This window comes from Brevundimonas sp. (assembly GCF_051860745.1).
GTDB lineage: Bacteria > Pseudomonadota > Alphaproteobacteria > Caulobacterales > Caulobacteraceae > Brevundimonas.
Genome location: NZ_JBHYDN010000002.1, coordinates 109,153 through 131,698, shown reverse-complemented (window position 1 = coordinate 131,698; position 22,546 = coordinate 109,153). Strand labels below are relative to the sequence as shown.

Genomic DNA, 22,546 nt, shown 5'->3' with positions numbered 1-22,546 from the left:
GTCCGCCCGTCCAGCGCCGGAAGGTCGCGGCGCGGCCCGCTGGTAAACAGCCTCTTAACCCTGCGCGGGCGACAACAGCGGACTGTCTCGCCCGTCTGGAGTTCCCGCCCGCATGTCCGCCGCCCTCGCCATCGGCCAGCGCGCCTGGGTCAGCGCCCGCATCCTGTGGAGCGCGCCGATCACGGTGAAATTCCGGGGCGTGCTCCAGGCCCTGCTCGCGGCCCTGCTGCTGGTGGCGCTGATCTCGTGGAATCCGGCTGATCCCAGCCTCAATGCCGCCTCGGGCGCCGCCCCGACCAACTGGCTGGGCCTGAACGGCGCCCTGTTCGCCGACCTGTTCATGCAGTCCCTGGGACTGGGGGCCTGGCCGGCCGCAGTCCTGCTGATCGCCTTCGGCCTGGCGGCCGCCATCGGCGACTCCATCCAGCAAAGACTGAAGCCCACGCCGCTCAAGGCCCTGTCGGCGACCGGCGGGGTTCTGGCCCTGTCGGCGGCGCTGTCGGCCCTCGCCGCGCCAGCCGCCTGGCCTTTGGCCGCAGGTCTGGGTGGACTGTGGGGCGACGCCATCGTCGGCCTGATCCGCATGATCTGCGACGGCCTGCGCCTGCCCGGCGCGCCCGTCATCGCCGGGCTGCTGTTCCTGCCGCTGGCCCTGTGGGGCATCGGCTACGCCGTCGGCCTTAGATTTGCTGACCTCGGCGAAGGCGTCGCCTGGGCCCGTGGCATCCGCCAGCCCGAGCCGTCCCCGACAAAGTCCCGTCGCGTCGCGGCCAAGGCTCCGCCCCGCGCGCGGCCGGTGCTCGAGCTCGACGACGGCCCGGACGTCCTGGATTCCTCGCCCCCATGGGAGGCGCCCGCCCCGGTCCGGGGCGCGCCGGAGCCGAAAGTCGCCGCCGCCAAGGCGCCGAAGCCGCGCCGCGAGGCCGACGACAGCCAGGCCGCGTTCGACTTCGCCCGTCCTTCGACCGGATTCGACCTGCCGCCGCTGTCAATGCTGACCAAGCCGGCCAAGCGCGTCGCCTCGGTTGATGAGGACGCCCTGAAGCAGAACGCCAAGATGCTGGAAGGCGTGCTGCAGGAATTCGGCGTGCGCGGGGTGATCGACCAGATCCGGCCCGGCCCCGTCGTCACCCTGTACGAACTGGTGCCCGCTCCGGGCGTCAAACACGGCCGCGTCGTGGCCCTGTCGGACGACATCGCCCGCTCCATGTCGGCCCGCGCCTGCCGCATCTCGGTCGTGCCAGGCCGCAACGCCATCGGCATCGAACTGCCCAATGCGAAGCGCGAGACCGTCTATCTGCGCGACCTGCTGGCCTCGACCGAATACGACAAGCCGGCGCATCTGCTGCCGCTGGCGCTGGGCGAGACCATCGGCGGCGAGCCCTATGTCGCGGATCTGGCGCGCATGCCCCACTTGCTGATCGCCGGCACGACCGGCTCGGGCAAGTCGGTCGGCGTCAACGCCATGATCCTGTCGATCCTCTACCGGCACAGCCCGGCCGAGTGCCGCTTCATCATGATCGACCCCAAGATGCTGGAGCTCAGCGTCTATGACGGTATCCCGCACCTGCTGGCCCCGGTCGTCACCGATCCCAAGAAGGCGGTCGTCGCCCTGAAATGGACCGTGCGCGAGATGGAGGACCGCTATCGGCGGATGTCCAAGCTCGGCGTGCGCAATATCGCCTCCTACAATGAGCGGGCCCGCGAAGCCGTGGCCAAGGGCGAGCATTTCGAACGGACCGTCCAGACCGGCTTCGACGAACAGGGCCGTCCCGTCTACGAGTCCGAGAAAATACGCCCCGAACCCCTGCCCTTCCTCGTCGTCGTCATGGACGAGATGGCTGACCTGATGTTGGTCGCCGGCAAGGACGTCGAAGGCGCGGTGCAGCGTCTGGCCCAGATGGCCCGCGCCGCCGGCATCCATCTGATCATGGCCACCCAGCGGCCGTCGGTCGACGTTATCACCGGCACCATCAAGGCCAATTTCCCGACCCGGATATCTTTCCAGGTCACCTCCAAGATCGACAGCCGCACCATCCTGGGCGAACAGGGCGGCGAGCAGCTGCTGGGTCAGGGCGACATGCTCTACATGGCCGGCGGCGGCCGCATCACCCGCCTGCACGGGCCGTTCGTGACAGATCAGGAGGTCGACGAGGTCTGCAAACACCTGCGCAGCCAGGGCGAGCCTGACTACCTGGACCTGATCACCGACGATCCGGACGGTGACGGCGACGCGGCCTTCGACGACGAGGGCGGCGGCGGCTCGGGCGACGACCTCTATGACCGCGCCGTGGCCGTGGTCACCCGCGACCGCAAGGCCTCGACCAGCTACATCCAGCGCCGCCTGCAGATCGGCTACAACCGGGCTGCCTCGCTGATTGAGAAGATGGAGCAGGAAGGCGTCGTCAGCCCGGCCAACCACGCCGGCAAGCGTGATATCCTCGCGGGCCCTCCGCCGATGTAGGAGCGAGGGGCGCACGGAGCCCGCCGAATGACCAAACGAACCCGCATCCTCTTGCTGGCGCTCGGAATCGTCACGCTCGCCGCGGCGATCTGGATGGTGACGAACCTCTCGATGCGGGAGATCAGCTACACCGACGAGTCAGTCGATATAGAGATCATCGCCCCCGCCGGTTCATGATCGTCGTCCTGATCTGTCCGTCAAACAGGTCCTTTCGGAACCTCCGAGCCTGAACAGGCCTTCATCGCAGCGCCGGAATATGGTCAGGCTCGCGTCATGCCCGCGCCATTCGGGGACCGCATGACGGCATGATCAACAACCATCCCGAACGGGAGAAGACCCCTATGACCGTCTCACGCCGCGCCTTTGCCCTTGGAACCGCCGCCATCGCCGGAATTGCGGGCCTTGGCGCCGCCATGCCCGCCGCCGCCCAGAGCGCGCTGTCGGCCGAGGACCGTGCTGTCCTCGCCCAGGCCCAGACCTATCTGCAGGGCCTGACCTCCGCCCAGGGCAATTTCGTCGAGACCACGGGCGCCAACCGCCGCGAAGGCCGCTTCTACCTGCAGCGCCCGGGCAGGATGCGGTTCGAATACACCAATCCGTCGGGGCTGCTGGTGGTGTCGGACGGCTCCAACGTCAAACGCTACGACCCGCGCCTGAACGTCTTCCGTCAGGTGCCGCTGAGCGCCACGCCGCTGTCGACCTTCCTGGCTCGAAACGTCCGCTTCGATCAGGGTGTGCGCATCGACCGGGTCACCCGCATGGCGTCCGGCGCTTTCGCCATCACCGCCCGCGATGCGCGCCGGCCCGATGAGGGCTCGGTCATCCTGTCCTTCGCCGGAAACCCCATTCGTCTGCATGAATGGACCATCCGCGACGCCCAGGGCGGGAGCACCCGGACCCAGCTGACCTCGCTTACGCCGGCCCCGAACCTCGCCGCCAGCCTGTTCCAGCTGCGCGATCCGACCCGGCGTCCGGGGCGGAACTGATTTCGCCTGAGGGGCGAGCGATGATTTGACATTTTTCACCGACCGTGGCACTTTCATCACAGGTCGGCGGAGCTGATCTGACCCGCTGCGGATTTCATCCCCTTCCCGGCGGCGATAGAGACGAACCTTCCAGCGCCCGGTCCCCCCGACCGGGCGCTCTTTTGTCGGGCGACGAAGTCGCCCTGGGGCGCTAACGCTCGCCGCGCGGCGGCTCGCTGCTTGAGCGCGAAGCCTGCGCTTGCGCCTGGGGCGCGTCGGGTCGAGAAGGCGGAGCCTTCTGACCGCGCCCCCTGAAAAAGATGCTTCGCCGGCGCGCGTCGGGTCGAAAAGGCGGAGCCTTTTGACCGCGCGCCCACTAGGATTCAGCGATGCTTCGCATCGCCACCTGGAACATCAACTCCGTCCGACTGCGCATCGACCAGGTCGCGCGCTTCGTCTCAGAGAGCGGAACTGACATCCTGTGTCTGCAGGAGATCAAATGCCTGGAGGACCAGTTCCCCCGCGCGGCCTTTGAGGCCATGGGCCTGCCCCACCTGAAGATTGGCGGTCAGAAGGGCTGGCACGGGGTGGCGATCGCCAGCCGCAAGCCGATCACGGCGGCGCCGGTCCTCGACGTCTGCCGCGAAGGGCACGCCCGCTGCGTCGGGGTCATGGTCGACGGCGTCGAGGTGCAGAATTTCTACATTCCCGCGGGCGGCGATGTGCCTGACCGGGCGCTGAACCCGAAATTCGATCACAAGATGGACTTCTATGACCGCCTGACGGCCGAAATGGGCGGGCGAGACCGGCAGCGGCCGCTGGTTCTGGCCGGCGATTTCAACATCGCGCCGGGCGAGAACGACGTCTGGAACCACCGCTATATGTCGAAGATCGTCAGCCATACGCCGCTGGAGGTCGAGACCCTGCGCCGGTTGCAGGCGGCCGGCGACTTCGCAGATGCGGTCCGCGACCAGATCCCCGAGCCGCAGAAGCTGGCCAGCTGGTGGAGCTATCGCGCCGCCGACTTCCGCAAATCGAACCGGGGCCTGCGACTCGACCACCTGTGGACCTCGCCGGGCCTGACGGCGGCGGTCATACCCGGCAGCGCCCGTATCCACGACACGGTCCGCGAATGGACCCAGCCCAGCGACCACGCGCCGGTGACGATGGATCTGGCGGTCTGAACCTCAGAACGGGAAGAAGATCGGGATGGCGATCATGGCTGCGACCCAGGTGATCAGGTTCAACGGCACGCCGACGCGCACGAAATCCATGTAGCTGTAGCTGCCCATCTGGAAGACCAGCACATTGGTCTGATAGCCGAATGGCGTGGCGAAGGCGGCGGAAGCGGCCATCATCACGCAGACAAGGAAGGGCCGTGGATCGACCCCGAGGCTCTCGGCCAGGGCCACCGCGATCGGGGTGATCAGCACCGCCACCGTGGCGTTTGACAGCAGTTCCGTCGCGAACAGGGTGACCCCGTACAGGATGATCAGGGCGACCAGCGGCCCGAACGGCCGGATCACCTCGATCAGCATGTCCGCTCCCGTCGCGGCCAGTCCGGTGACCTCAATGGCGATCCCGATGACCACCATCCCGGCGATCAACAGCAGTATCTCGGGCCGCAGCCCCGCATAGGCCTCCTCCGCGGTGAGCACCCGCAGAAGGATCAGGGCCACGGCCCCGGCAAAGGCCGAAGCAGCGATGGGGACGAGGCCGAGTCCGGCCGCGGCGACCACCGCCACGAACACCCCGAGGGCGATCGAGGCGCGACGCAGGTGGAACGGGCGGTCGGCCGCCCCGAACAGGGCCACGTCGCCCAGATGAGCGTCGCCGGAACCGTCAGCGTTAGTGCGGGCCTCGCCCAGACGCGGCAGGTTGAAGGGAAGAATGCGACGCCTGCGCGCTGCCGCCTCGGACGCCGCCTCGCGCCGGGCCTCTTCCATCTCGGCCAACCGCGCCTGTTCCGCCTCGTCGGCCGCCACGCTGCGCCCCAGCTGCCGCGCGCCGATGAAATACAGCCAGAGGCCGCCGACGGCGGCGATGCTCAGCCCCACCGGGGTGATTTCGAACAGGGTGAACACAGGCTGGCCGGCGTTGCGGGCCATGTCGTTGACGAGCAGATTGGTCGAGGTGCCGATCAAGGTCATCAGCCCGCCCAGCACCGAGACGTGGCTGAGCGGCATCAGAAAGCGTTTGGGCGACAGCTTCAGCGACTGGGCGACATCGCGGATCACCGGGGCCGCAAGCACCACCACCGGCGTATTGTTGAGAAACCCGCCCAGGACGCCGCACATCCCGATCACGGCCCAGACCCCGATCGCGCCGACCCGCGCCGCCAGCTTCGTCGCCTGGCGGATCATCAGCCCCAGCAGGCCGGACAGTTCGATGGCGTAGGCGATGACGAACAGACCGGCCAGGGCGATGACGGCGGGGCTGGCGAAGGCTCCCTGTACCTCCACGGGGCGCACCACGCCCAGCAGCAGCAGGGCCGCCGCCCCGGTCAGGGCGACGACGTCGGCCCGCACATGGCCGTGGATCAGCACGCCGACCACCGCCGTCAGGACCACCAGAGCCGCGATTTGATCGAAGGTCATGGAACGGCGCTGGCCCCCGGCAGCTTCCTGAGAAGGGTCCCACACCGGGGCGCCCCCTGTCCAAGCGGACGATGTGCTAGGCTTGTTCCATGGTTTTCGAGATGAAGGTCCATTGGCGGACCGCGGCGGCGCTGGTTTTGGCGGGAAGCGTGGTCGTGGGCTGCGACCGGCCTGTCGAACCGGCCGCGCCGCCGCCGCCGGAACCGGCGGCCCCGTCGGCCGCGCCGTCGCCGACACTGGACAGGGCCGCCATCCTCGCCGCCGTCGACGCCGCCGCCTCCGACACTGCGGCAGGCGTCGCGCGCGCCGGACCCGAGCCCCTGGTCGGCCGCACCTTCTCCCTGCGGGTGGCGTTCGGCTGTTTCGGCCCGCAAACGGCCCCTTCAGGCGAACCCGCAACCCGTGACGGAACACCCCGTTGGGCCGCCTCGGCCGACGGGCGGACGATCCGCCTGACGCTGTCCCCCGTGGACTGGACGGACGGCGACGTGTCGGGCCCGGCGCCCGAGGGGTTCGAAACCTTGTCCGGCGTCTGGATCAATCAGCCGTGGATGCGTTCGGAGGCCTGCCCGGCCTGGAGTGTCCGGGAGGCTGAAGCCCCGGCCGTTCCGCTCCCGGCGCGGGTCGCCGCCCTTGTCATGGGTCGCCCGACGGGCGCCTCGCGGGTCGGGCGATCCGGCGATCAGACCTTCACCCATGTGGTTCGCGCCGAGGGGGAGGAGCCGGTCGCGAGGCCCGCACAGGGCTACCGGCTGGTTCTGGAAGGCCGGTTTGTCGGATGGGCTGACGAGCGGGTGATTCGCTGCCGGGTCATCTCGCCGGAACGGCCCCCGGCCTGCGCCGTCGGCGCGGCCGTGGATCGCATCGCTTTCGAGGACGGAGCGACCGGGGCGGTGCTCAGCGAGTGGCGGCCCGGTTAGGGCTGAAGCCGGTATCCGCCCGCATCGGTGAGCAGCAGCCGCGCCTGGCCGGGCTCAGGCTCGATCTTCTGGCGCAGGCGATAGATGTGGGTTTCCAGCGTGTGGGTGGTGACCCCGGCGTTATAGCCCCAGACCTCGGTCAGCAGCTCCTCGCGCGACACGGCCTTGGCCCCGGCGCGGTAGAGGTATTTGAGGATGTTGGTTTCCTTCTCGGTCAGCCGCACCTTGCGGGCCTTGTCGTCGATCAGAACCTTGGCGGCCGGACGGAACTCATAGGGGCCGATGCGGAAGACGGCGTCCTCGGACTGTTCGTGGCTGCGCAGATGGGCGCGGATGCGGGCCAGCAACACGGCGAAGCGGAAGGGCTTGGTGACATAGTCATTGGCTCCCGACTCCAGCCCCAGGACGGTGTCGGAATCCGAAGCCTGGCCGGTCAACATGATGATCGGGGTCGAGACTCCGTCCTTGCGCAGCAGACGACAGGCTTCGCGGCCGTCCATGTCGGGCAGGTCGACATCCAGCAGGATCAGGTCGGCGCGGACCTCGCGGCCCATGCGCACGCCCTCGGCCGCCGTGGCGGCCTGGACCGGCCGGAAGGCCTCGTGCAACGCCAACTGCTCGGCCAGAGCCTCCCGCAGGTCGTCGTCGTCGTCGATGATCAGGATGGTCTTGGGCGTGGGCATGGGTACCAGAATGGCGAGCGTCGCCCGATCCGCCAAGGGTCGGACTGAAAGCGGAGCGGTTTTCAGTCCATAGAGGGTGTTTCGGGGCCCTTTCGTTCCCCGAACAGCGACGATCCGACCCGCACATGGGTCGCACCGAAGCGGATCGCGGTCTCAAAGTCGCCGCTCATCCCCATCGACAGGGTCTCCAGCCCGTGTCGGCGCGCGATCTTGCGCAGCAGGGCGAAATGCGGTCCCGGCGCCTCCTCGGCAGGTGGGATGCACATCAGCCCCTCGACGATCAGGCCCGCGGCCCGGGCGTAATCGACCAGTTCGCCGGCGTCACCGGGCAGGACGCCCGCCTTCTGGGGTTCGGCGCCAGTGTTGACCTGGATCAGGACGCGAACGGGCTTGCCGACCCGAACCCCCGCCGCGACCAGGGCATCGGCGAGTTTCGGCCGGTCGAGGGTCTCGATGACATCGAACAGGGCGACGGCGTCGGCGGCCTTGTTCGACTGCAGCGGCCCGATCAGCCTTAGCTCGAGACCCACGATCCCGTCGCGGCGGCTGTTCCAGCGACCCTGCGCCTCCTGCACCCGGTTTTCGCCGAAGACGCGCTGGCCCGCGGCGAGGGCCGCCTCGATGGCCTCGGGCGGCTGGGTCTTGGACACGGCCGTCAGGGTCACGCCGGCAGAGGCCCGGCCGGAGGCGCGGCAGGCGGCGGCGATGCGCCGCTGAATGGTTTCCAGCCGCGCGGCCATGGCGCTGGACGAAGGAACGGGTTCGGGAGATGAGGGGGTCATGAACCGGGCGGACGCCGAAATCCTGTGGGAAGCCGCCAGCGTCCTCGCACGGGACGCCGCCAAAGTCAGCCGGGCGCGCGACCGGGCGCGACCGAGCCTGCCGCCGCTGCTGTTTTTCACCGACCCGGACCGGACGCCGCGGCCGTGGGAGACGGCGGCGCGACTGCCGGCTGGCTCGGGCGTCGTGTTCCGGCATTTCGGCCGGCCCGATGCGCGTGAGACGGCGCTGCGTCTGAGGGAGGCCACGCGGAGTCGCGACGGCCTGCTGCTGATTGGACTGGACGCCGAGCTGGCTGAGTCGGTCGGCGCGGACGGGGTCCATCTGCCCGAACGGGCGCTGGATCAGGCGGCGGGGCTGGCCGCGCTGCAGCCAGACTGGATCATCACCGGCGCGGCGCATTCCCTGGCTGGTTTGAGCACACCGGGGCCGGGCGCCCTGATCGTGTCGCCGGTGTTTCCGGCGGGCGGGGCCTCTGCGGACCGCCCGGCGCTTGGGCTGACGACCTTTACATCATGGGTCGAGGCCGCGCCTTGCCCGGTCTACGCCCTCGGCGGGATCGACGGCGGCAATGTGCACGGCCTCATCGGCTCGGGCGCGTGCGGAATTGCGGGAGTGTCGGCGATCCAGACGGCGTTCGGGCCGGACTAGAAGCGGAAGATCGATTCCAGCCGGAAGCGTGGTGCGGCGCGACGGTCGGTCTGGGGCGCGCGGGCCGGATCGCTCTCGGGCTCGGCCAGACCGGCGGCGGCGCCGACGCGCAGACGCGGGTTGACGCGGTAATAGGCCCCGGCCTCAACGTCGCCGAGGTTGCTTTCACGGCCGACGGGCTGGCTGAGGTTCAGGTCCAGACCCCAGCGGCCGCGCTCGGTGAAACGCAGGCGGGACGAGCCAGGCTGTGCCGCGGCGGCGCGAGCGGCCTGGGCTTCGGTCAGGGAAACAGTGGGCGCGCGAGCGCGCGCAGGTGCGCCGGCGGCCTGCGCCGAGGCGACGTCGGCCATAGCCAGGAGCGTTAGCCCCCCGGCCAGTCCGGCGATCAGAGCGCCCGTCTTGCGCGTCATTCGGCGCATGTCCTGCCCTTCACTCACGACGGATACATCGCGATCACCAGCAGTTAGACACCGCTGGCCAGCCCGGTCAACGAAACGGCGCTACTGCAACCCGGTTCCCTGCGACTCTGGAAGACTCCTGTGGCGCGAGCGTCACGTGAATCGCCCGCCGCGCTCCCGTCCCGCCCCCTCATGGCCATCGGCCGCTCGTTCGAATGCGTCTTCGCCTTGTCATAGCCCCTTTTCGCCGTGTTATAGAGCGACGCTTCGGTTCGGACCGTGTTCGGTTAGAGCCAGCGCGTGCGTTGGAACCGGTCCGCTGCACGTCATGATCTTATGGAGAAGTCTCGATGGTGCTGGTTCGCGGCGCGACGGTCGCCCTGATCACCTCGTGCGTTCTGCTGGGCAGCTGTTCCGCCAACCGCCCGTTTGGTCCGACTGTGGGCGAGGTGTTCAGCGGCAGGGGCAGCGCCCAGGCTGCGGCGGACGCGCAGACGGGTATCGGCGTCAACGCCTATCTGTGGCGCGCCACCCTCGACACGCTGAGCTTCATGCCGCTGGCCAACGCCGATCCGTGGGGCGGCGTCATCAACTACGGCTGGTACATCGATCCCCAGACGCCGAACGAGCGCTTCAAGGCGACCGTGTTCATCCTCGACCGCCGCCTGCGCGCCGACGCCCTGAACGTCAGCATCACCAAACAGGTCCTGCGCCCCGGTTGCACGCCCAACCCGGCGGACGCCGACGCGGAAGTCGACACCGCCGGTTGCTGGACCGGCGCCCGGGTCGCGGCCCAGACCGAAACCGATCTGGAAAACGCCATCCTGACCAAGGCGCGCCAGCTCAATCTTTCGAACGCCGGCTGATCACCCTCCCCATCGCCTAGCCTCCGTCGGGCCTGTTCCTGAAGGAGCAGCCTGAAAGACTCCCGTGGCCAAGACCCCGGTTCGCTACGAACCCAAGACCGCCGAACCCCGCCAGCAGGCCCGCTGGGCGGCCGCTGACGCCTTCCGCATGCCGACCGAAGGCACGGGACGGCCGAAATACTATGTGCTGGAGATGTTCCCCTATCCGTCAGGGGCCATCCACATGGGTCACGCCCGCAACTACGTCATGGGCGATGTGGTGGCGCGGTCGAAGCGGGCGCAGGGGTTCGACGTCCTGCACCCGATGGGCTGGGACGCCTTCGGACTTCCGGCCGAGAACGCGGCCATCGAGCGCGGCGTTCACCCCGGCGACTGGACCTGGTCCAACATCGCCACGATGCGCGACCAGCTGAAGCTGCTGGGCCTGTCGCTGGACTGGTCGCGCGAGTTCGCCACCTGCGACCCGGCCTATTACGGCAAGCAGCAGGCCTGGTTCCTCGAGTTGCTCAAGCGCGGCCTGGTCTATCGCAAGGACTCGGTGGTCAACTGGGATCCGGTCGACAATACCGTTCTGGCCAATGAGCAGGTGGTGGATGGCCGCGGCTGGCGCTCGGGCGCCGTGGTCGAGAAGCGCAAGCTGAACCAGTGGTTCCTGCGTATCACCGACTATGCTGACGACCTGATCGAGGGCCTCAAGGAGCTTGAGGGCCGCTGGCCCGACAAGGTCCGGCTGATGCAGGAGAACTGGATCGGCCGGTCGAAGGGCCTGCAGATGACGTGGAAATGGGCCGGCGAGGCTCCCGCCGCCGCTCCCCACGGCCTGGAGATCTACACCACCCGGCCCGACACCCTGTTCGGCGCCAGCTTCATGGGCGTCGCCCCCGATCACCCGGTCGCGCGCGAGATCGCCGAAACCAATCCGGCCGCCGCCGCCTTCATCGCCGAATGCCGCAAGGGCGGATCGACCCAGGCCGAAATCGAACAGGCCGAGAAGATCGGTTTCAACACCGGGCTAAAGGTCATCCACCCATTCGATGGCCGCGAGGTCAGTGTCTGGATCGCGAACTTCATCCTGTCAGAATACGGCACCGGGGCCATCTTCGGCTGCCCGGCCCACGACCAGCGCGATCTCGACTTCGCCCGTAAATATCGCCTGCCGGTCGTCCCGGTGGTGAGACCGGACGGCGCGGGTAATGATTTCGATGTTGAAACAGAAGCTTACGTCGGCCCCGGGCGGCTGTTCAACTCCGACTTCCTGAACGGGCTCGAGATCGAGCCCGCCAAGGCCGAAGCCATCCGCCGGATCGAGGAGGCAGGCGCGGGCCAAGGTGCAACCATCTACCGTCTGCGGGACTGGGGCGTCAGCCGCCAGCGTTACTGGGGATGTCCCATCCCCGTGATCCACTGCGCGACATGCGGCCCTGTCGGCGTTCCAGCGGATCAGCTGCCGGTCGAACTGCCCAGGGACGTCACCTTCGACACACCCGGCAATCCACTCGACCGCCACCCGACCTGGAAGCACGTCGCCTGCCCGACCTGTGGCGGCGAGGCCGTCCGCGAGACCGACACGCTCGATACCTTCGTCGACTCCAGCTGGTATTTCGCCCGCTTCGCCGATCCGACTGCGGCGGAACCGATCTCCCGCACCGCCGCCGACAAATGGCTGCCGGTCGACCAGTATATCGGCGGGGTCGAGCACGCGGTCCTGCACCTGCTCTATGCCCGCTTTATCAGCCGCGCCCTGTCGGACGCAGGCCTGATGTCGGTGCGCGAGCCGTTTGCGGGCCTGTTTACCCAAGGGATGGTGATCCACGAAACCTACCGTCGCGCCGATGGCGTCTGGGTCGAACCCACCGACGTCGAACTGGCCAACGAGGCCGGCAAACGCTCGGCGCGGCAGCTGTCCACCGGCGAGGCCCTGACCATCGGCGACATTGAGAAGATGTCGAAATCGAAGAAGAACGTCGTCGCCCCGCAGGAAATCGTCGACACCTATGGCGTGGACGCCGGCCGACTGTTCGTCCTGTCCGACAGCCCGCCCGAGCGCGATGTGCAATGGACGCCCGGCGGCGTCGAGGGCGCGGGCCGCTTCGTCCAGCGTGTCTGGGCCGAGGTCGACGGCTTCGATGCCGAGGCGCCCGCCCATGAGTCCGACGCCACGCTGATCCGCGAGACCCACAAGGCCATCAAGGCAGTCTCCGAGGGCGTCAGCGGCTTCCGCTTCAACTCGGCCATCGCCAAACTCTACGCCTTCGTCGCCGTCGTGCGCGATCACGGGACGGCGGGCGGCGCGGCGCGGCGTCAGGCCCTGTCCGCCCTGACCCGATTGATCGCCCCCTTCACCCCCCACCTGGCGGAGGAGTGCTGGACGCGGCTCGGCGAAGAGGGGATGGTGCTGGACGCGCCCTGGCCGGAATTCGACCCGGCGTTGGCGGCCGACGACGAGGTGACCCTGCCCATCCAGATCAACGGCAAACGCCGCGGCGAAATCCGCGTCGCCCGGGGTCTGGAGCCGGCCGAGGTCGAGGCCATTGTCATGGCAGACGCCGAGGTCCAGGCGCGGCTGGAGGGTCAGACGGTGAGGAAGATCGTGGTGGTCAAGGATCGCATCGTCAATCTGGTGGTCGGCTGATGCGGGCCCTTTCGCTGGCCGCTTTTGCGGTGCTGGGACTGGCCGGCTGCGGCTTCACGCCCCTGTATGGCGAGACCGCCGTCGGCTCATCCCTGTCACGTATCGCCGTGACCACCCAGGATGATCGCCTCGGCTACCGCGTGCGCGAACAGCTTGAAGACGCGCTTGGCCGCGACGGCGCCCAGACCCCGCTCTGGAGGCTGGAGACCGTGCTGGAACAGTCGCGCCGCCCGCTGGGCCGCCGCATCGACGACACCGCTACGCGCTATGAGCTGACTGTTCGCGGCGCCTGGACCCTGACTCCAACAGGCGGCGGCCCGGCCGTCTCGGGCGTCGAGACCGTCACCACCACCTATGCCGCCGCCGACCAGCCCTTCGCCGCCATCGCCGCCCAGCAGGACGGCGAGGAGCGCGCCGCCGCCGAACTGGCCCGTCTGATCCGGCTCGGCCTGATGCGGGCCCTGTTGGACCAGCCATGATTCACGCCCGATGATTCTGGCGAAACGCCCCGAGGTCGATCGTTTCCTCAAGTCGCCGGACCGGGGCGTTCGCGCCGCCGTCATCCACGGCAAGGACCGGTCGGGTGTCGGCGAGCGCGCCGAAATCCTGTGCAAGGCGATCACGCCGGATCTCAACGACCCGTTCAACGTCACCCTGCTGACCGACAGCGACATTGACGGCGACGATGGTCGGCTTGAAGAGGCCCTCACCGCCCTGTCAATGATCGGCGGGCGGCGTCTCGTGCGGGTCCGGCTGGGATCGGAGAAAGCCTCCATCGACAAGGCGCTCGCCGCCGCGCTCAAGGTCCATGCCGACGGCGGCTACAATCCCGACGCCATGCTGGTCATCGAGGCGGGGGCGTTGGGCCGCGACTCCGCGCTGCGCAAGGCGGCTGAGGCCTCGCAGGGTGCTGTCGGCATCGCCTGTTACGAGGACGAGACCGGCGACATCGCGCGGATGACGCGCGAGGCCCTGGCGACCGACAAGGTCGGGCTGACCGGCGACGCCCTCGACCGGTTTGTCAGCCGCCTGCCCCGCGAACGCGGGCTGATGCGGCAGGAGATCGAGCGGTTGGCGCTCTACATCGGTCCGGGTTCGGGCAAGACCATCGATGTGGAGGAGCTGGAGCGGCATCTGGGGGTCGAGGCCGACGCCTCCCTGCAGGACGCGGCGCTCCAGGCCTTCGGCGGACGCCCCGCCCCGGCCCAGTCGGGCCTGCGCCGCGCCCTCGCCGAGGGAGAATCGCCTGTCATGGCGGTGAGACAAGCGTCCATCCATCTCGGCAAGCTGCGGCGGATCAATGTGCTTCAGGCCAATGGCGCCGGGGCCAAGGAGGCGGCCAAGGCGGCCGGCGTGTTCTGGAAACAGGAGGCCGAAATGCTGCGTCAGGCGCGCACCTGGCGGCTGGAAGATCTCGACCGTGTGCTGGACAGCGTCAACACGGCCGATGTGGCGACCAAGACGACCGGCTCGCCGGACCAGCTGATCGCCGAACGCCTGCTGCTGGAAATCTCGGCGCGGGCCAGGCGACTCGGCCTCTAGGCCGCCGGAACCGGCGAGGAATTCAGCGACAGTTTCACGAGGATTTCAGCTACGCCCGGGAGAGAGTTGAGAGACAGGCGATACGGCGCGAGCCAACCCTCATTCGCGGGGGCCCTAGCCGCGCTTGGAGGCTTTGCGGAAGGCGGGCTTGGCGAGGGCGGCGCTGCGCGCCTGCTGCGCCCTTTCCTCGGCCCGCGCGGAGCCTTGAACCCCGCCATGTGAAGGACCGCCGCTCGCCTTCTTGGCGGCGAGGGCGCGTTTCATGGCTTCGGCGGTCGGGTTGGAAGGCTTGTCGGTCATGCCGTCAGCCTAGACCATTTTTGCTTCAGGTCGAATCGACCTGAATCCAAAAAATGGTCCAGAATTACGCTGGAGCGAAATCTGAGCCTTGGCGGACTGCGTCCACCAAGACCGATTTCGCTCTAGCACGGTCCGGCTTCAGCCGCGCATCAATCGGCGGCACAGATCGTCGAGCTGCTCCAGCGTGCCGTAGTGGATGGTCAGCTCCCCCTTGCCGCCCCGATCGGCCAGTTGGACCTTCAGGCCGAGCGCATCGGCCAGATCCTGCTCCAGCGCCGCGACATCGGCCGAGCCTTCGCCGCCGGCGGGAGGCGCGCCGGGCTTGCGGCTCTGCGGTCGGTCGGCGGCGCGGCGAGCCAGAGCCTCGGCCTGACGGACGTTCAGCCCCTCGGCCACGATCTTATCGGCCAGGGCGACGGGATTCGGCGCTGTGATCAGGGCGCGGGCGTGACCGGCGCTCAGCTTGCCGGTGCGGACGTGGTGCAGGACCTCTTCGGGCAGCTGCAGCAGGCGCAGGGTGTTGGCCACATGGCTGCGGCTCTTGCCCACCACGCCGGCGACCGCGTCCTGAGTGCGTCCGAACCGTTCCATCAGCATGCGATAGGCGTCGGCTTCCTCCAGCGGATTCAGGTCGGTGCGCTGGACGTTCTCGATGATGGCGACCTCGAACACGGCGACATCGTCCATCTCCTTGACGATGATCGGGGCCTCGGTCAGGCGCGCCAGCTGGGCCGCGCGCCAACGCCGCTCGCCGGCTATGATCTGCCAGACCCCGTCCTCCTTCGGATGAGACCGGACCAGGATGGGCTGCAGCACGCCCTTGTCGCGGATCGAGGCGGCCAGTTCCTCAAGATCGGCCCGGTCGAAGATCTTGCGCGGCTGGTCGGGATTGGCCTTGAGGCTCTCGATGGGGGCCATTCGGACGCCGACGGGCGCCGGGGCGCCGTCGACGGGCGCGCTCTCGGCCACCTGTTCTCCGAGAAGGGCGGAGAGGCCCCGGCCGAGGCCGCGCTGACGTTCGCTCAACTGATTGATTCCGTTCTTCTAATCATGCTCATGCGGCCTGGAGCCGGCGAGTTTTTTCTCGCGCCACCACCTCGCGGGCGAGACGCAGATAGGCCTGGCTGCCCGCGCATTTCAGGTCGTAGATAAGGGCCGGCTTGCCGAACGACGGGGCCTCTGCCACGCGGACGTTCCGCGGGATCACGGCCTCATAGACCTTGTCGCCGAAATGGCTGCGCACGTCGGCCGCGACCTGTCCGGACAGGGTGCTGCGCCGATCGTACATGGTCAGGACCAGGCCCTGGATCTCCAGCGTCGGGTTCAGGCTCTGCCGCACCATCTCGATGGTCTTCATCAGCTGGGTCAGGCCCTCAAGGGCGAAGAACTCACACTGCAACGGCACCAGAACGGCGTCGGCGGCGGCCATGGCGTTGAGAGTCAACAGGTTGAGCGACGGCGGGCAGTCGATCAGGACATAGTCATACCGGGTCTGGCCCTCGGCCCCCTGCCCCTGCAGGGCATCGCGCAGGCGGAAGGAGCGGCGATCAGCCTGGCTGAGCTCGATCTCGACGCCCGACATGTCGGCGTCCGCAGGCACGATATCGAGCCCCGGCACCGTCGTCGGCACGGCGGACTCATCGACAGAACGCCCGTCCACAATGACGTCATAGATGGTGACCCGGCGTGTTTCACGTGGAACGCCCAGGCCGGTGGAGGCATTGCCCTGCGGGTCCATGTCGACGATCAGCACGCGTTCGCCGATCGCGGCCAAGGCCGTGCCGAGGTTGATCGCCGTGGTGGTCTTGCCCACGCCGCCCTTCTGATTGGAAACCGCGAGGACGCGAGTCTTACCGGCTTTGAACACGTCGGAGGCTCCGGACGGAAACGATACGGCCGCGCGGATCGCTGCGCGAGACGGAGAGGTCGCTGTCGAACTGCCAGACCTTGCGGGCTTCGATCAACTCAGCCTCGGCCTTTTCCCCCTTGAGAAACAGCCCCTGTGCGCCCCGCTGTAGATAAGGCTGTGCATAGCCGAGCAGCCGCTCCATCGGGGCCAGGGCGCGGGCGGTGACGACATCGACCTTGATCCGCTGCTCCTCGGCCCGGCCGTTGACCACCGTCGCCCGCAGCGACAGGGCCTCGACGACCTCCTGCAGGAAGCGGCAGCGTTTGCCGAGACTGTCGATCAGCCAGACATGACTGTCAGCCCGGTCCTTCAGCAGGATGGCGAGCACCAGACCGGGGAAGCCGGCCCCCGCCCCGAGGTCGGCCCAGGTCGCCGCGTCGGGCGCCAGGTCGAGCAGCTGGGCGGAATCGAGGATGTGGCGGTTCCAGACGTCCGGAAGGCTGTCCGGCCCCACGAGATTCATCACGGTATTGGCCGCGGTCAGACGCTCGATCAGCGTCCCGAGATCGTCCATCTGCGCCGGGGTGGCGGCGCTCAGGGTCTGGAATTCGGCGGCATCGAGAGTGCTCACGCCGCGACCTTCGCCTTCTTCACATGCGACAGCAGGGCTGTCAGGGCGCCCGGTGTCATGCCCTCGATACGGCCGGCCTGGCCGAGGGTCCGGGGCTGGATCAGGGTCAGTTTCTCGCGCACCTCGTTGGATAGGCTGCCGATGGCGGCGTAGTCGAGGTCGACCGGCAGAGCCAGCGCCTCCTCATGCCGCAGGGCCGCCGCGTCCGAGGCCTGCCGATCCAGATAGCCGGCGTAGCCCGCGTCGATCTCGATCTGTTCGCGGACCTGGGCGGACCAGTCGGCGATGGCCGGATACGCCTCCGTGAATTGGCGCAGGTCGACGCCGGGCAAGGCCAGCAGGTCGCGAATCGAACGGCGCTGACCGTCGGCGTTGACGACGATTCCGAAGGCCGCGGCCTCCCTGGGCGTGAACCGGGCGTCGCGAACGAGGGCGGTGGCCTGCGCCAGTTCCGCCGCCTTGGCCTCAAAGGCACGGGCTCTGCGGGATGAGACGATTCCCGCCTCGGTCGCCAGAGGAGTCAATCGTTGATCGGCATTGTCGGCGCGGAGCGTCAACCTGTATTCGGCCCGGCTGGTGAACATCCGGTAGGGCTCGGTCACGCCACGTGTGACCAGGTCGTCGACCATGACGCCGATATAGGCCCGGTCGCGCCCGAGGATGATCGGATCGGACCTGGCGGCGGCGCGGGCGGCGTTCAGTCCGGCCAGCAACCCTTGCGCGCCCGCCTCCTCATAGCCCGTCGTGCCGTTGATCTGGCCGGCCAGATACAGTCCGGGCCGCTTCTTGACCTCCAGCGCCGGGGTCAGCTCGCGTGGGTCGACGTAGTCGTACTCAATGGCGTAGCCGAAGCGGAACACCTCGACCGCTTCCAGCCCCGGAATGGTCCGCAGAAAGGCCGACTGGGTGGCGTCGGACACCGAGGTCGAAATGCCGTTCGGATAGACGGTCGGATCGTCGAGCCCTTCCGGCTCCAGGAAGATCTGATGTGAGGTCTTGTCCGCGAAACGGACCACCTTGTCCTCGATCGAGGGGCAGTAGCGCGGCCCCCTACCTGAAAGGTGACCGCCATAGACGGCGCTGTCGCCGAGGTTGTCGGCGATGATCCGGTGGGTCTCTTCGGTCGTGTGGGTGACGCCGCAGGCGATCTGCGGGACGTCGATCCGGTCGGTCAAAAAGCTGAAAGGCACAGGCTCGGCGTCGGCCGCCTGCATTTCCAGCCGGTCCCAGCCGATCGTCCGGCCGTCCAGCCGAGCGGGCGTGCCGGTCTTCAACCGACCCATCTGCAAACCCGCGCCGTAGAGGTCGGCGGCCAGGCCGGTGGACGGCGCCTCGCCGTGGCGGCCGGCGGGAATGCGCTGGTCGCCCTTGTGAATGACGCCGTTCAGGAAGGTGCCTGTGGTCAGGACCACCGCTCCGGCCCGCAGTTCAACGCCCTCGCCCGTGACCACACCGACAACGCGGCCGCCGTCGAGGATCAGACTCTCGGCCGTCCCCGCCACCAGCGACAGATTGGGCGTCTGCGCCAGTTCAGCCTGCATAGCGTCGCGGTACAGGCGGCGGTCGATCTGGCTGCGGGGTCCGCGCACGGCGGCGCCCTTGGAGCGGTTGAGCAGGCGAAACTGGATGCCGGCCTGGTCGCCCAGCCGGGCCATCAGCCCGTCCATGGCGTCGATCTCGCGCACCAGATGCCCCTTGCCCAGCCCGCCAATGGCGGGGTTGCAGGACATTTCGCCAATGGTCTCGAGCTTCTGGGTCAGCAGCACGGTGCGGGCGCCCGCGCGCGCCGAAGCCGCCGCGGCTTCGCAGCCGGCGTGCCCCCCGCCAATGACGATGACGTCAAAACCCTTCATGGCGGGCACATAGGGCAAAACCGCCCCGTCCGCCACCTCGACGGCCGTTGTGTTTCACGTGAAACGGCTCATTTGCCGATGCAGAAGGTCGAGAAGACCTCGCCAAGGATATCCTCAACGCCGATGGCGCCAGTGACCCGGCCCAGGGCGTCAGCCGCCCGGCGCAGGTCGGCGCCAGCCATCTCGGGCGCGACATCGAGCGCGGCGCGCCCTGCCTCGGCGGCGCACAGCGCCTCGGCAAGGCGACGGCGATGTCTCTCCCGCGTGACAGCCGGGAAGTCGGCGCCGGACAGGGCGCGGGCCAGTCGGGCGGCGATCCAGTCATGGAGTTCGGACAACCCCCGCCCGGTCGTGGTGCTCACGGACAAGGCCTCGAACCCTTCGACGGTCCGGGCCGCGCCGAGATCGGCCTTGGTCAGGACCAGAAGATCGCCGGGCCGCGCAAACCCGGCGGCGTCGCCCTCGGCATCGTCCGGGCCGCGGATCCACAGACGCAGGTCGGCCGCCTCGGCCCGGGCCCGGGCCCGGCGCACGCCCTCGGCCTCGACCGGGTCGGCGCTTTCGCGCAGGCCGGCGGTGTCGGACAGGGTCACGGCGTAGCCGCCGATGATCAGGTCTGCGTCGAGCACATCGCGGGTCGTCCCGGCGATCGGGGTGACGATCGCCGCCTCCCGCGCGACCAGGGCGTTGAACAGCGACGACTTGCCGGCGTTGGTCTCACCGATCAGGACGATGCGGTAGCCCTCGCGCACCCGCTCGCCCCGGCGAGCGTCGGCCAGGGCGGCCTTGAAGTCGGCTATCAACCGGTCCAGCACCGGTCCGGCGGTGCGGGCGAGATTGTCTGGAACCTCCTCGTCCGGAAAATCGATCTCGGCCTCAACCAGGGCCAGGGCGGTCAGCAGGTCGCGGCGGAATCCAGCGTAGGTCTGGCTCAACGCCCCGTCGAGTTGGCCGAGGGCCTGGCTGGCCTGGGCCGCGGTCTCGGCGTCAATCAGATCGGCCACAGCCTCGGCCTGGGCCAGATCCATCCGCCCGTTCTCGAAGGCCCGGCGAGTGAACTCGCCGGGGTCGGCGGGGCGCAGGCCAAGCGCCGCCAGCGCCTCGCCCGCCGCCTCGACCACCGCGCGGCCGCCGTGCAGATGCAGTTCGGCGCAATCCTCGCCGGTGTAGGAGTTCGGGGCCGGGAACCGAAGCACCAGGGCCTGGTCGACGGGACGCCCTTCGTGGACCAGATCGCGAAGGGCGGCGACGCGCGGCTTCAGGCCGCCGGCGCCGAGCGCGGTCAGGGTGGCGTCCGTCCCGGTTCCGGACAGGCGGAGGATGGCGATGGCCCCCCTGCCCGGCGGGGTGGCCAGGGCGAAGATGGTGTCGGTCATGGACGGTCTCCTCCCCCCTCGTGGAGGAGGTGTTGCGCCACGCCAGCGGCGGGACGGAGGGGGTCCGCCGGCGTGAAGGCTGTCCCCCTCCACCATCCTTCGGATGGTCCCCCTCCCCCGAGGGGGGAGGAGACGGCGTTCTTCACGGTTTGACGGCCGCTTCCATCAGTTTGCGGAACTGGTCCTGGGCCTGCATGCCGAAACTCGTCCAGGTCTTCATCAGTTCGTCGGGCTGCATGGCAGACATGTTCTCGTCCATGCGCCGCTTCATCTCGGCGACGAGGTGGTCGTTGAGCGGCGCCACATCGGGCAGGCCGAGGAAGGCGCGCGCCTCCTCCGGGGTGCATTCGACCTCGACATTGACCTTCACGCCGCCGCTCCATGTTTCACGTGAAACACGACCTTCCGTACGCGGAAAGTCAGGTGTTCATCGACTGGAAGAAGTCCGCATTGTTCTTCGACTGGCGCAGCTTGTCGATCAGGAACTCGATCGCGTCCTGCGGACCCATCGGGTTGAGAATCCGGCGCAGGACATAGGTCTTGGCCAGTTGATCCTTGGGCGTGGTGAGCTCTTCCTTGCGGGTGCCCGACTTGAGCACGTCGATGGCCGGGAAGATGCGTTTGTCGGCAACCTTGCGGTCCAGCACGATTTCCGAGTTACCCGTGCCCTTGAACTCTTCGAAGATCACCTCGTCCATCCGCGAGCCCGTATCGATCAGGGCGGTGGCGATGATGGTCAGCGATCCGCCCTGCTCCACATTCCGCGCCGCGCCAAAGAAGCGTTTCGGCCGCTGCAGGGCGTTGGCGTCGACGCCGCCGGTCAGGACCTTGCCCGACGAGGGGACGGTGGCGTTGTAGGCGCGGCCCAGGCGGGTGATGGAGTCGAGCAGGATGACGACGTCCTTCTTGTGCTCGACCAGGCGTTTGGCTTTTTCGATCACCATTTCGGCGACGGCGACGTGGCGGGTGGCCGGCTCGTCGAAGGTCGAGGCGATGACCTCGCCCTTCACCGTGCGCTGCATGTCCGTCACTTCTTCCGGCCGTTCGTCGATCAGCAGGACGATGAGGAAGACCTCGGGGTGGTTCTTCTCGATCGACTTGGCGATGTTCTGCAGCATCACCGTCTTGCCGACCCGCGGCGGGGCGACGATCAGGCAGCGCTGGCCCTTGCCGAGCGGGGCGACGATGTCGATGACCCGGCCCGACCGGTCCTTCAGCGTCGGGTCCTGGATTTCCATGTGCAGCCGCTCTTCGGGATAGAGCGGGGTCAGGTTGTCGAACAGGACCTTGGTCTTGACCGTCTCGGGATCCTCGAAATTGATCGTGTCGACCTTGAGCAGGGCGAAATAGCGCTCGCCCTCGCGCGGACCGCGGACGGCGCCGTGGATGGTGTCGCCCGAGCGCAGGCCGAAGCGGCGAATCTGCGACGGCGAGACATAGACATCGTCCGGACCCGGAAGATAATTGACGTCCGGGCTGCGCAGGAATCCGAAGCCGTCGGGCAAGATCTCGAGCACGCCGTCGGCGATGATCTCGACTTCCTCGTCGGCCAGGGTCTTGAGGATGGCGAACAGCAGGTCCTGTTTGCGCAGGTTGCCGGCGTTCTCGATCTCGAGGCTCTCGGCGAAGGCGACCAGATCTTCCGGCGTCTTCTCGTTCAACTCCTGCAGGGTGATGCGGCCGTTGGGGACGATCGGTTCGCCGTCGTCATCCTCGTCGCCCTGTTCCTGGTCGACCATAGGCAGGTCGGCGGCGGCCAGCTCATTACCGACCTCGGGCGCTTCGGCCTCGCCGGTCAGTTCGGTTTCGGGAGTGTCGGTGGCGTCGGTCATGGCGTGCAATCAAAAGCATCGCCGCGAGACTGGGCGTCGCGCGGGCGGGAAAATCTGGCGATGTCTGGCCTTGCGGCCGGATGGAAGGGCGACGGGTCGTCCCGGCGAGATCGGCGGGCGTCGCGAAGAGAGGAGCCGCCCCAGACTCCTGCAGGGCGGTCGCCTTGAGCGAAACCACGCGGGGCCGGCTACGTCAAGCTGAGCGGC

The 22,546-nt window shown here is 68.4% G+C and carries 22 protein-coding genes; 10 read left to right on the top strand and 12 right to left on the bottom strand.

Translation table 11 applies throughout. The features are described from left to right. Window positions 1-112: 112 nt before the first annotated feature. From ACTIEW_RS03070 to ACTIEW_RS03055, 4 genes are all read left to right on the top strand, one after another. The gene (locus ACTIEW_RS03070) at window positions 113-2,464 is read left to right on the top strand and encodes a DNA translocase FtsK 4TM domain-containing protein (protein ID WP_439476442.1); all 2,352 of its coding nucleotides are present in this window, start codon (window positions 113-115) and stop codon (window positions 2,462-2,464) included. Window positions 2,465-2,491: 27 nt separating this feature from the next. Continuing rightward, complete coding sequence (locus tag ACTIEW_RS03065) at window positions 2,492-2,641, top strand: hypothetical protein (protein ID WP_439476441.1); 150 nt, start codon at window positions 2,492-2,494, stop codon at window positions 2,639-2,641. Between the two features lie 164 nt (window positions 2,642-2,805). Continuing rightward, the gene (locus ACTIEW_RS03060; RefSeq protein ID WP_439476440.1) at window positions 2,806-3,450 is read left to right on the top strand and encodes a LolA family protein; all 645 of its coding nucleotides are present in this window, start codon (window positions 2,806-2,808) and stop codon (window positions 3,448-3,450) included. A 368-nt stretch (window positions 3,451-3,818) separates the two neighbouring features. Beyond that, window positions 3,819-4,613, top strand: a complete 795-nt coding sequence (locus ACTIEW_RS03055; RefSeq protein ID WP_439476439.1) for an exodeoxyribonuclease III — start codon at window positions 3,819-3,821, stop codon at window positions 4,611-4,613. A gap of 3 nt (window positions 4,614-4,616) precedes the next feature. Here ACTIEW_RS03055 and ACTIEW_RS03050 read toward each other — a convergent pair whose 3' ends face one another. Continuing rightward, window positions 4,617-6,026: an SLC13 family permease gene (locus ACTIEW_RS03050; protein WP_439476438.1), complete on the bottom strand. Its 1,410-nt coding sequence runs from the start codon at window positions 6,024-6,026 to the stop codon at window positions 4,617-4,619. Between the two features lie 89 nt (window positions 6,027-6,115). On the opposite strand from ACTIEW_RS03050, the gene ACTIEW_RS03045 reads away from it, so the two are divergent. Then, complete coding sequence (locus tag ACTIEW_RS03045; RefSeq protein WP_439476437.1) at window positions 6,116-6,946, top strand: hypothetical protein; 831 nt, start codon at window positions 6,116-6,118, stop codon at window positions 6,944-6,946. On the opposite strand, the gene ACTIEW_RS03040 is transcribed toward ACTIEW_RS03045, so the two are convergent. Together ACTIEW_RS03040 and ACTIEW_RS03035 are read right to left on the bottom strand one after the other, a co-directional pair. Then, entirely contained in the window at window positions 6,943-7,629 is a 687-nt protein-coding gene (locus tag ACTIEW_RS03040; RefSeq protein WP_439476436.1) for a response regulator transcription factor, read from the bottom strand. The two genes, ACTIEW_RS03045 and ACTIEW_RS03040, sit on opposite strands and share 4 nt — an antisense overlap. Window positions 7,630-7,691: 62 nt before the next feature. After that, window positions 7,692-8,411, bottom strand: coding sequence for a YggS family pyridoxal phosphate-dependent enzyme (locus ACTIEW_RS03035; RefSeq protein WP_439476435.1), 720 nt, complete (start codon window positions 8,409-8,411; stop codon window positions 7,692-7,694). Here ACTIEW_RS03035 and ACTIEW_RS03030 point away from each other — a divergent pair. Then, complete coding sequence (locus ACTIEW_RS03030) at window positions 8,410-9,060, top strand: thiamine phosphate synthase (RefSeq protein ID WP_439476434.1); 651 nt, start codon at window positions 8,410-8,412, stop codon at window positions 9,058-9,060. The two genes, ACTIEW_RS03035 and ACTIEW_RS03030, sit on opposite strands and share 2 nt — an antisense overlap. Here the strand turns inward: ACTIEW_RS03030 and ACTIEW_RS03025 are convergent. Beyond that, window positions 9,057-9,470 carry an NtrZ family periplasmic regulatory protein gene (locus ACTIEW_RS03025; protein WP_439476433.1) on the bottom strand — a complete coding sequence of 138 codons (414 nt, stop codon included), beginning with the start codon at window positions 9,468-9,470 and terminating at the stop codon, window positions 9,057-9,059. The two genes, ACTIEW_RS03030 and ACTIEW_RS03025, sit on opposite strands and share 4 nt — an antisense overlap. 338 nt (window positions 9,471-9,808) lie before the next feature. Between ACTIEW_RS03025 and ACTIEW_RS03020 the strand changes: the two genes are divergently transcribed. From ACTIEW_RS03020 to holA, 4 genes are all read left to right on the top strand, one after another. Next, window positions 9,809-10,324, top strand: coding sequence for a DUF3576 domain-containing protein (locus ACTIEW_RS03020; RefSeq protein WP_439476432.1), 516 nt, complete (start codon window positions 9,809-9,811; stop codon window positions 10,322-10,324). 64 nt (window positions 10,325-10,388) lie between these two features. Continuing rightward, window positions 10,389-12,956: a leucine--tRNA ligase gene (leuS, locus tag ACTIEW_RS03015; RefSeq protein WP_439476431.1), complete on the top strand. Its 2,568-nt coding sequence runs from the start codon at window positions 10,389-10,391 to the stop codon at window positions 12,954-12,956. Next, window positions 12,956-13,435: an LPS assembly lipoprotein LptE gene (gene lptE / locus ACTIEW_RS03010; protein ID WP_439476430.1), complete on the top strand. Its 480-nt coding sequence runs from the start codon at window positions 12,956-12,958 to the stop codon at window positions 13,433-13,435. The genes leuS and lptE overlap by 1 nt, the downstream gene beginning before the upstream one ends. 10 nt (window positions 13,436-13,445) lie before the next feature. Beyond that, the gene (gene holA, locus ACTIEW_RS03005; RefSeq protein WP_439476429.1) at window positions 13,446-14,498 is read left to right on the top strand and encodes a DNA polymerase III subunit delta; all 1,053 of its coding nucleotides are present in this window, start codon (window positions 13,446-13,448) and stop codon (window positions 14,496-14,498) included. 114 nt (window positions 14,499-14,612) lie between these two features. Here the strand turns inward: holA and ACTIEW_RS03000 are convergent, their stop codons facing one another. The 8 genes from ACTIEW_RS03000 to rho all read right to left on the bottom strand — a co-directional run bounded on the left by ACTIEW_RS03000 (window position 14,613) and on the right by rho (window position 22,339). Continuing rightward, window positions 14,613-14,798: a hypothetical protein gene (locus ACTIEW_RS03000; protein WP_439476428.1), complete on the bottom strand. Its 186-nt coding sequence runs from the start codon at window positions 14,796-14,798 to the stop codon at window positions 14,613-14,615. 138 nt (window positions 14,799-14,936) lie between these two features. Then, window positions 14,937-15,824, bottom strand: a complete 888-nt coding sequence (locus ACTIEW_RS02995; RefSeq protein WP_439476427.1) for a ParB/RepB/Spo0J family partition protein — start codon at window positions 15,822-15,824, stop codon at window positions 14,937-14,939. Between the two features lie 28 nt (window positions 15,825-15,852). Continuing rightward, a complete protein-coding gene (locus ACTIEW_RS02990; RefSeq protein ID WP_439476426.1) occupies window positions 15,853-16,665 on the bottom strand; it encodes a ParA family protein in 813 nt (270 codons plus the stop codon). Further along, on the bottom strand, window positions 16,649-17,221 hold the full coding sequence (gene rsmG, locus ACTIEW_RS02985) for a 16S rRNA (guanine(527)-N(7))-methyltransferase RsmG (protein WP_439476697.1): 573 nt from the start codon (window positions 17,219-17,221) through the stop codon (window positions 16,649-16,651). Before rsmG ends, ACTIEW_RS02990 begins: the two co-directional genes overlap by 17 nt. Before the next feature lie 53 nt (window positions 17,222-17,274). Continuing rightward, the gene (gene mnmG, locus ACTIEW_RS02980) at window positions 17,275-19,131 is read right to left on the bottom strand and encodes a tRNA uridine-5-carboxymethylaminomethyl(34) synthesis enzyme MnmG (RefSeq protein WP_439476425.1); all 1,857 of its coding nucleotides are present in this window, start codon (window positions 19,129-19,131) and stop codon (window positions 17,275-17,277) included. Between the two features lie 68 nt (window positions 19,132-19,199). Continuing rightward, entirely contained in the window at window positions 19,200-20,507 is a 1,308-nt protein-coding gene (gene mnmE, locus ACTIEW_RS02975) for a tRNA uridine-5-carboxymethylaminomethyl(34) synthesis GTPase MnmE (protein ID WP_439476424.1), read from the bottom strand. Window positions 20,508-20,649: 142 nt separating this feature from the next. After that, window positions 20,650-20,877 carry a DUF6489 family protein gene (locus ACTIEW_RS02970; protein ID WP_439476423.1) on the bottom strand — a complete coding sequence of 76 codons (228 nt, stop codon included), beginning with the start codon at window positions 20,875-20,877 and terminating at the stop codon, window positions 20,650-20,652. Window positions 20,878-20,926: 49 nt separating this feature from the next. Next, window positions 20,927-22,339 carry a transcription termination factor Rho gene (gene rho, locus ACTIEW_RS02965; RefSeq protein ID WP_439476422.1) on the bottom strand — a complete coding sequence of 471 codons (1,413 nt, stop codon included), beginning with the start codon at window positions 22,337-22,339 and terminating at the stop codon, window positions 20,927-20,929. Window positions 22,340-22,546 lie beyond the last annotated feature (207 nt).

Coding starts and splice junctions, on each gene's coding strand:
- mnmG (WP_439476425.1), bottom strand. CDS start 19,131: ATGAAGGGTTTTGACGTCATCGTCATTGGCGGGGGGCACGCCGGCTGC.
- ACTIEW_RS03030 (WP_439476434.1), top strand. CDS start 8,410: ATGAACCGGGCGGACGCCGAAATCCTGTGGGAAGCCGCCAGCGTCCTC.
- holA (WP_439476429.1), top strand. CDS start 13,446: ATGATTCTGGCGAAACGCCCCGAGGTCGATCGTTTCCTCAAGTCGCCG.
- ACTIEW_RS03025 (WP_439476433.1), bottom strand. CDS start 9,470: ATGACGCGCAAGACGGGCGCTCTGATCGCCGGACTGGCCGGGGGGCTA.
- rsmG (WP_439476697.1), bottom strand. CDS start 17,221: ATGGACGATCTCGGGACGCTGATCGAGCGTCTGACCGCGGCCAATACC.
- ACTIEW_RS03040 (WP_439476436.1), bottom strand. CDS start 7,629: ATGCCCACGCCCAAGACCATCCTGATCATCGACGACGACGACGACCTG.
- ACTIEW_RS03035 (WP_439476435.1), bottom strand. CDS start 8,411: ATGACCCCCTCATCTCCCGAACCCGTTCCTTCGTCCAGCGCCATGGCC.
- lptE (WP_439476430.1), top strand. CDS start 12,956: ATGCGGGCCCTTTCGCTGGCCGCTTTTGCGGTGCTGGGACTGGCCGGC.
- rho (WP_439476422.1), bottom strand. CDS start 22,339: ATGACCGACGCCACCGACACTCCCGAAACCGAACTGACCGGCGAGGCC.
- ACTIEW_RS03055 (WP_439476439.1), top strand. CDS start 3,819: ATGCTTCGCATCGCCACCTGGAACATCAACTCCGTCCGACTGCGCATC.
- ACTIEW_RS03050 (WP_439476438.1), bottom strand. CDS start 6,026: ATGACCTTCGATCAAATCGCGGCTCTGGTGGTCCTGACGGCGGTGGTC.
- ACTIEW_RS03060 (WP_439476440.1), top strand. CDS start 2,806: ATGACCGTCTCACGCCGCGCCTTTGCCCTTGGAACCGCCGCCATCGCC.
- ACTIEW_RS03020 (WP_439476432.1), top strand. CDS start 9,809: ATGGTGCTGGTTCGCGGCGCGACGGTCGCCCTGATCACCTCGTGCGTT.
- ACTIEW_RS03045 (WP_439476437.1), top strand. CDS start 6,116: ATGGTTTTCGAGATGAAGGTCCATTGGCGGACCGCGGCGGCGCTGGTT.
- ACTIEW_RS03000 (WP_439476428.1), bottom strand. CDS start 14,798: ATGACCGACAAGCCTTCCAACCCGACCGCCGAAGCCATGAAACGCGCC.
- ACTIEW_RS03065 (WP_439476441.1), top strand. CDS start 2,492: ATGACCAAACGAACCCGCATCCTCTTGCTGGCGCTCGGAATCGTCACG.
- mnmE (WP_439476424.1), bottom strand. CDS start 20,507: ATGACCGACACCATCTTCGCCCTGGCCACCCCGCCGGGCAGGGGGGCC.
- ACTIEW_RS03070 (WP_439476442.1), top strand. CDS start 113: ATGTCCGCCGCCCTCGCCATCGGCCAGCGCGCCTGGGTCAGCGCCCGC.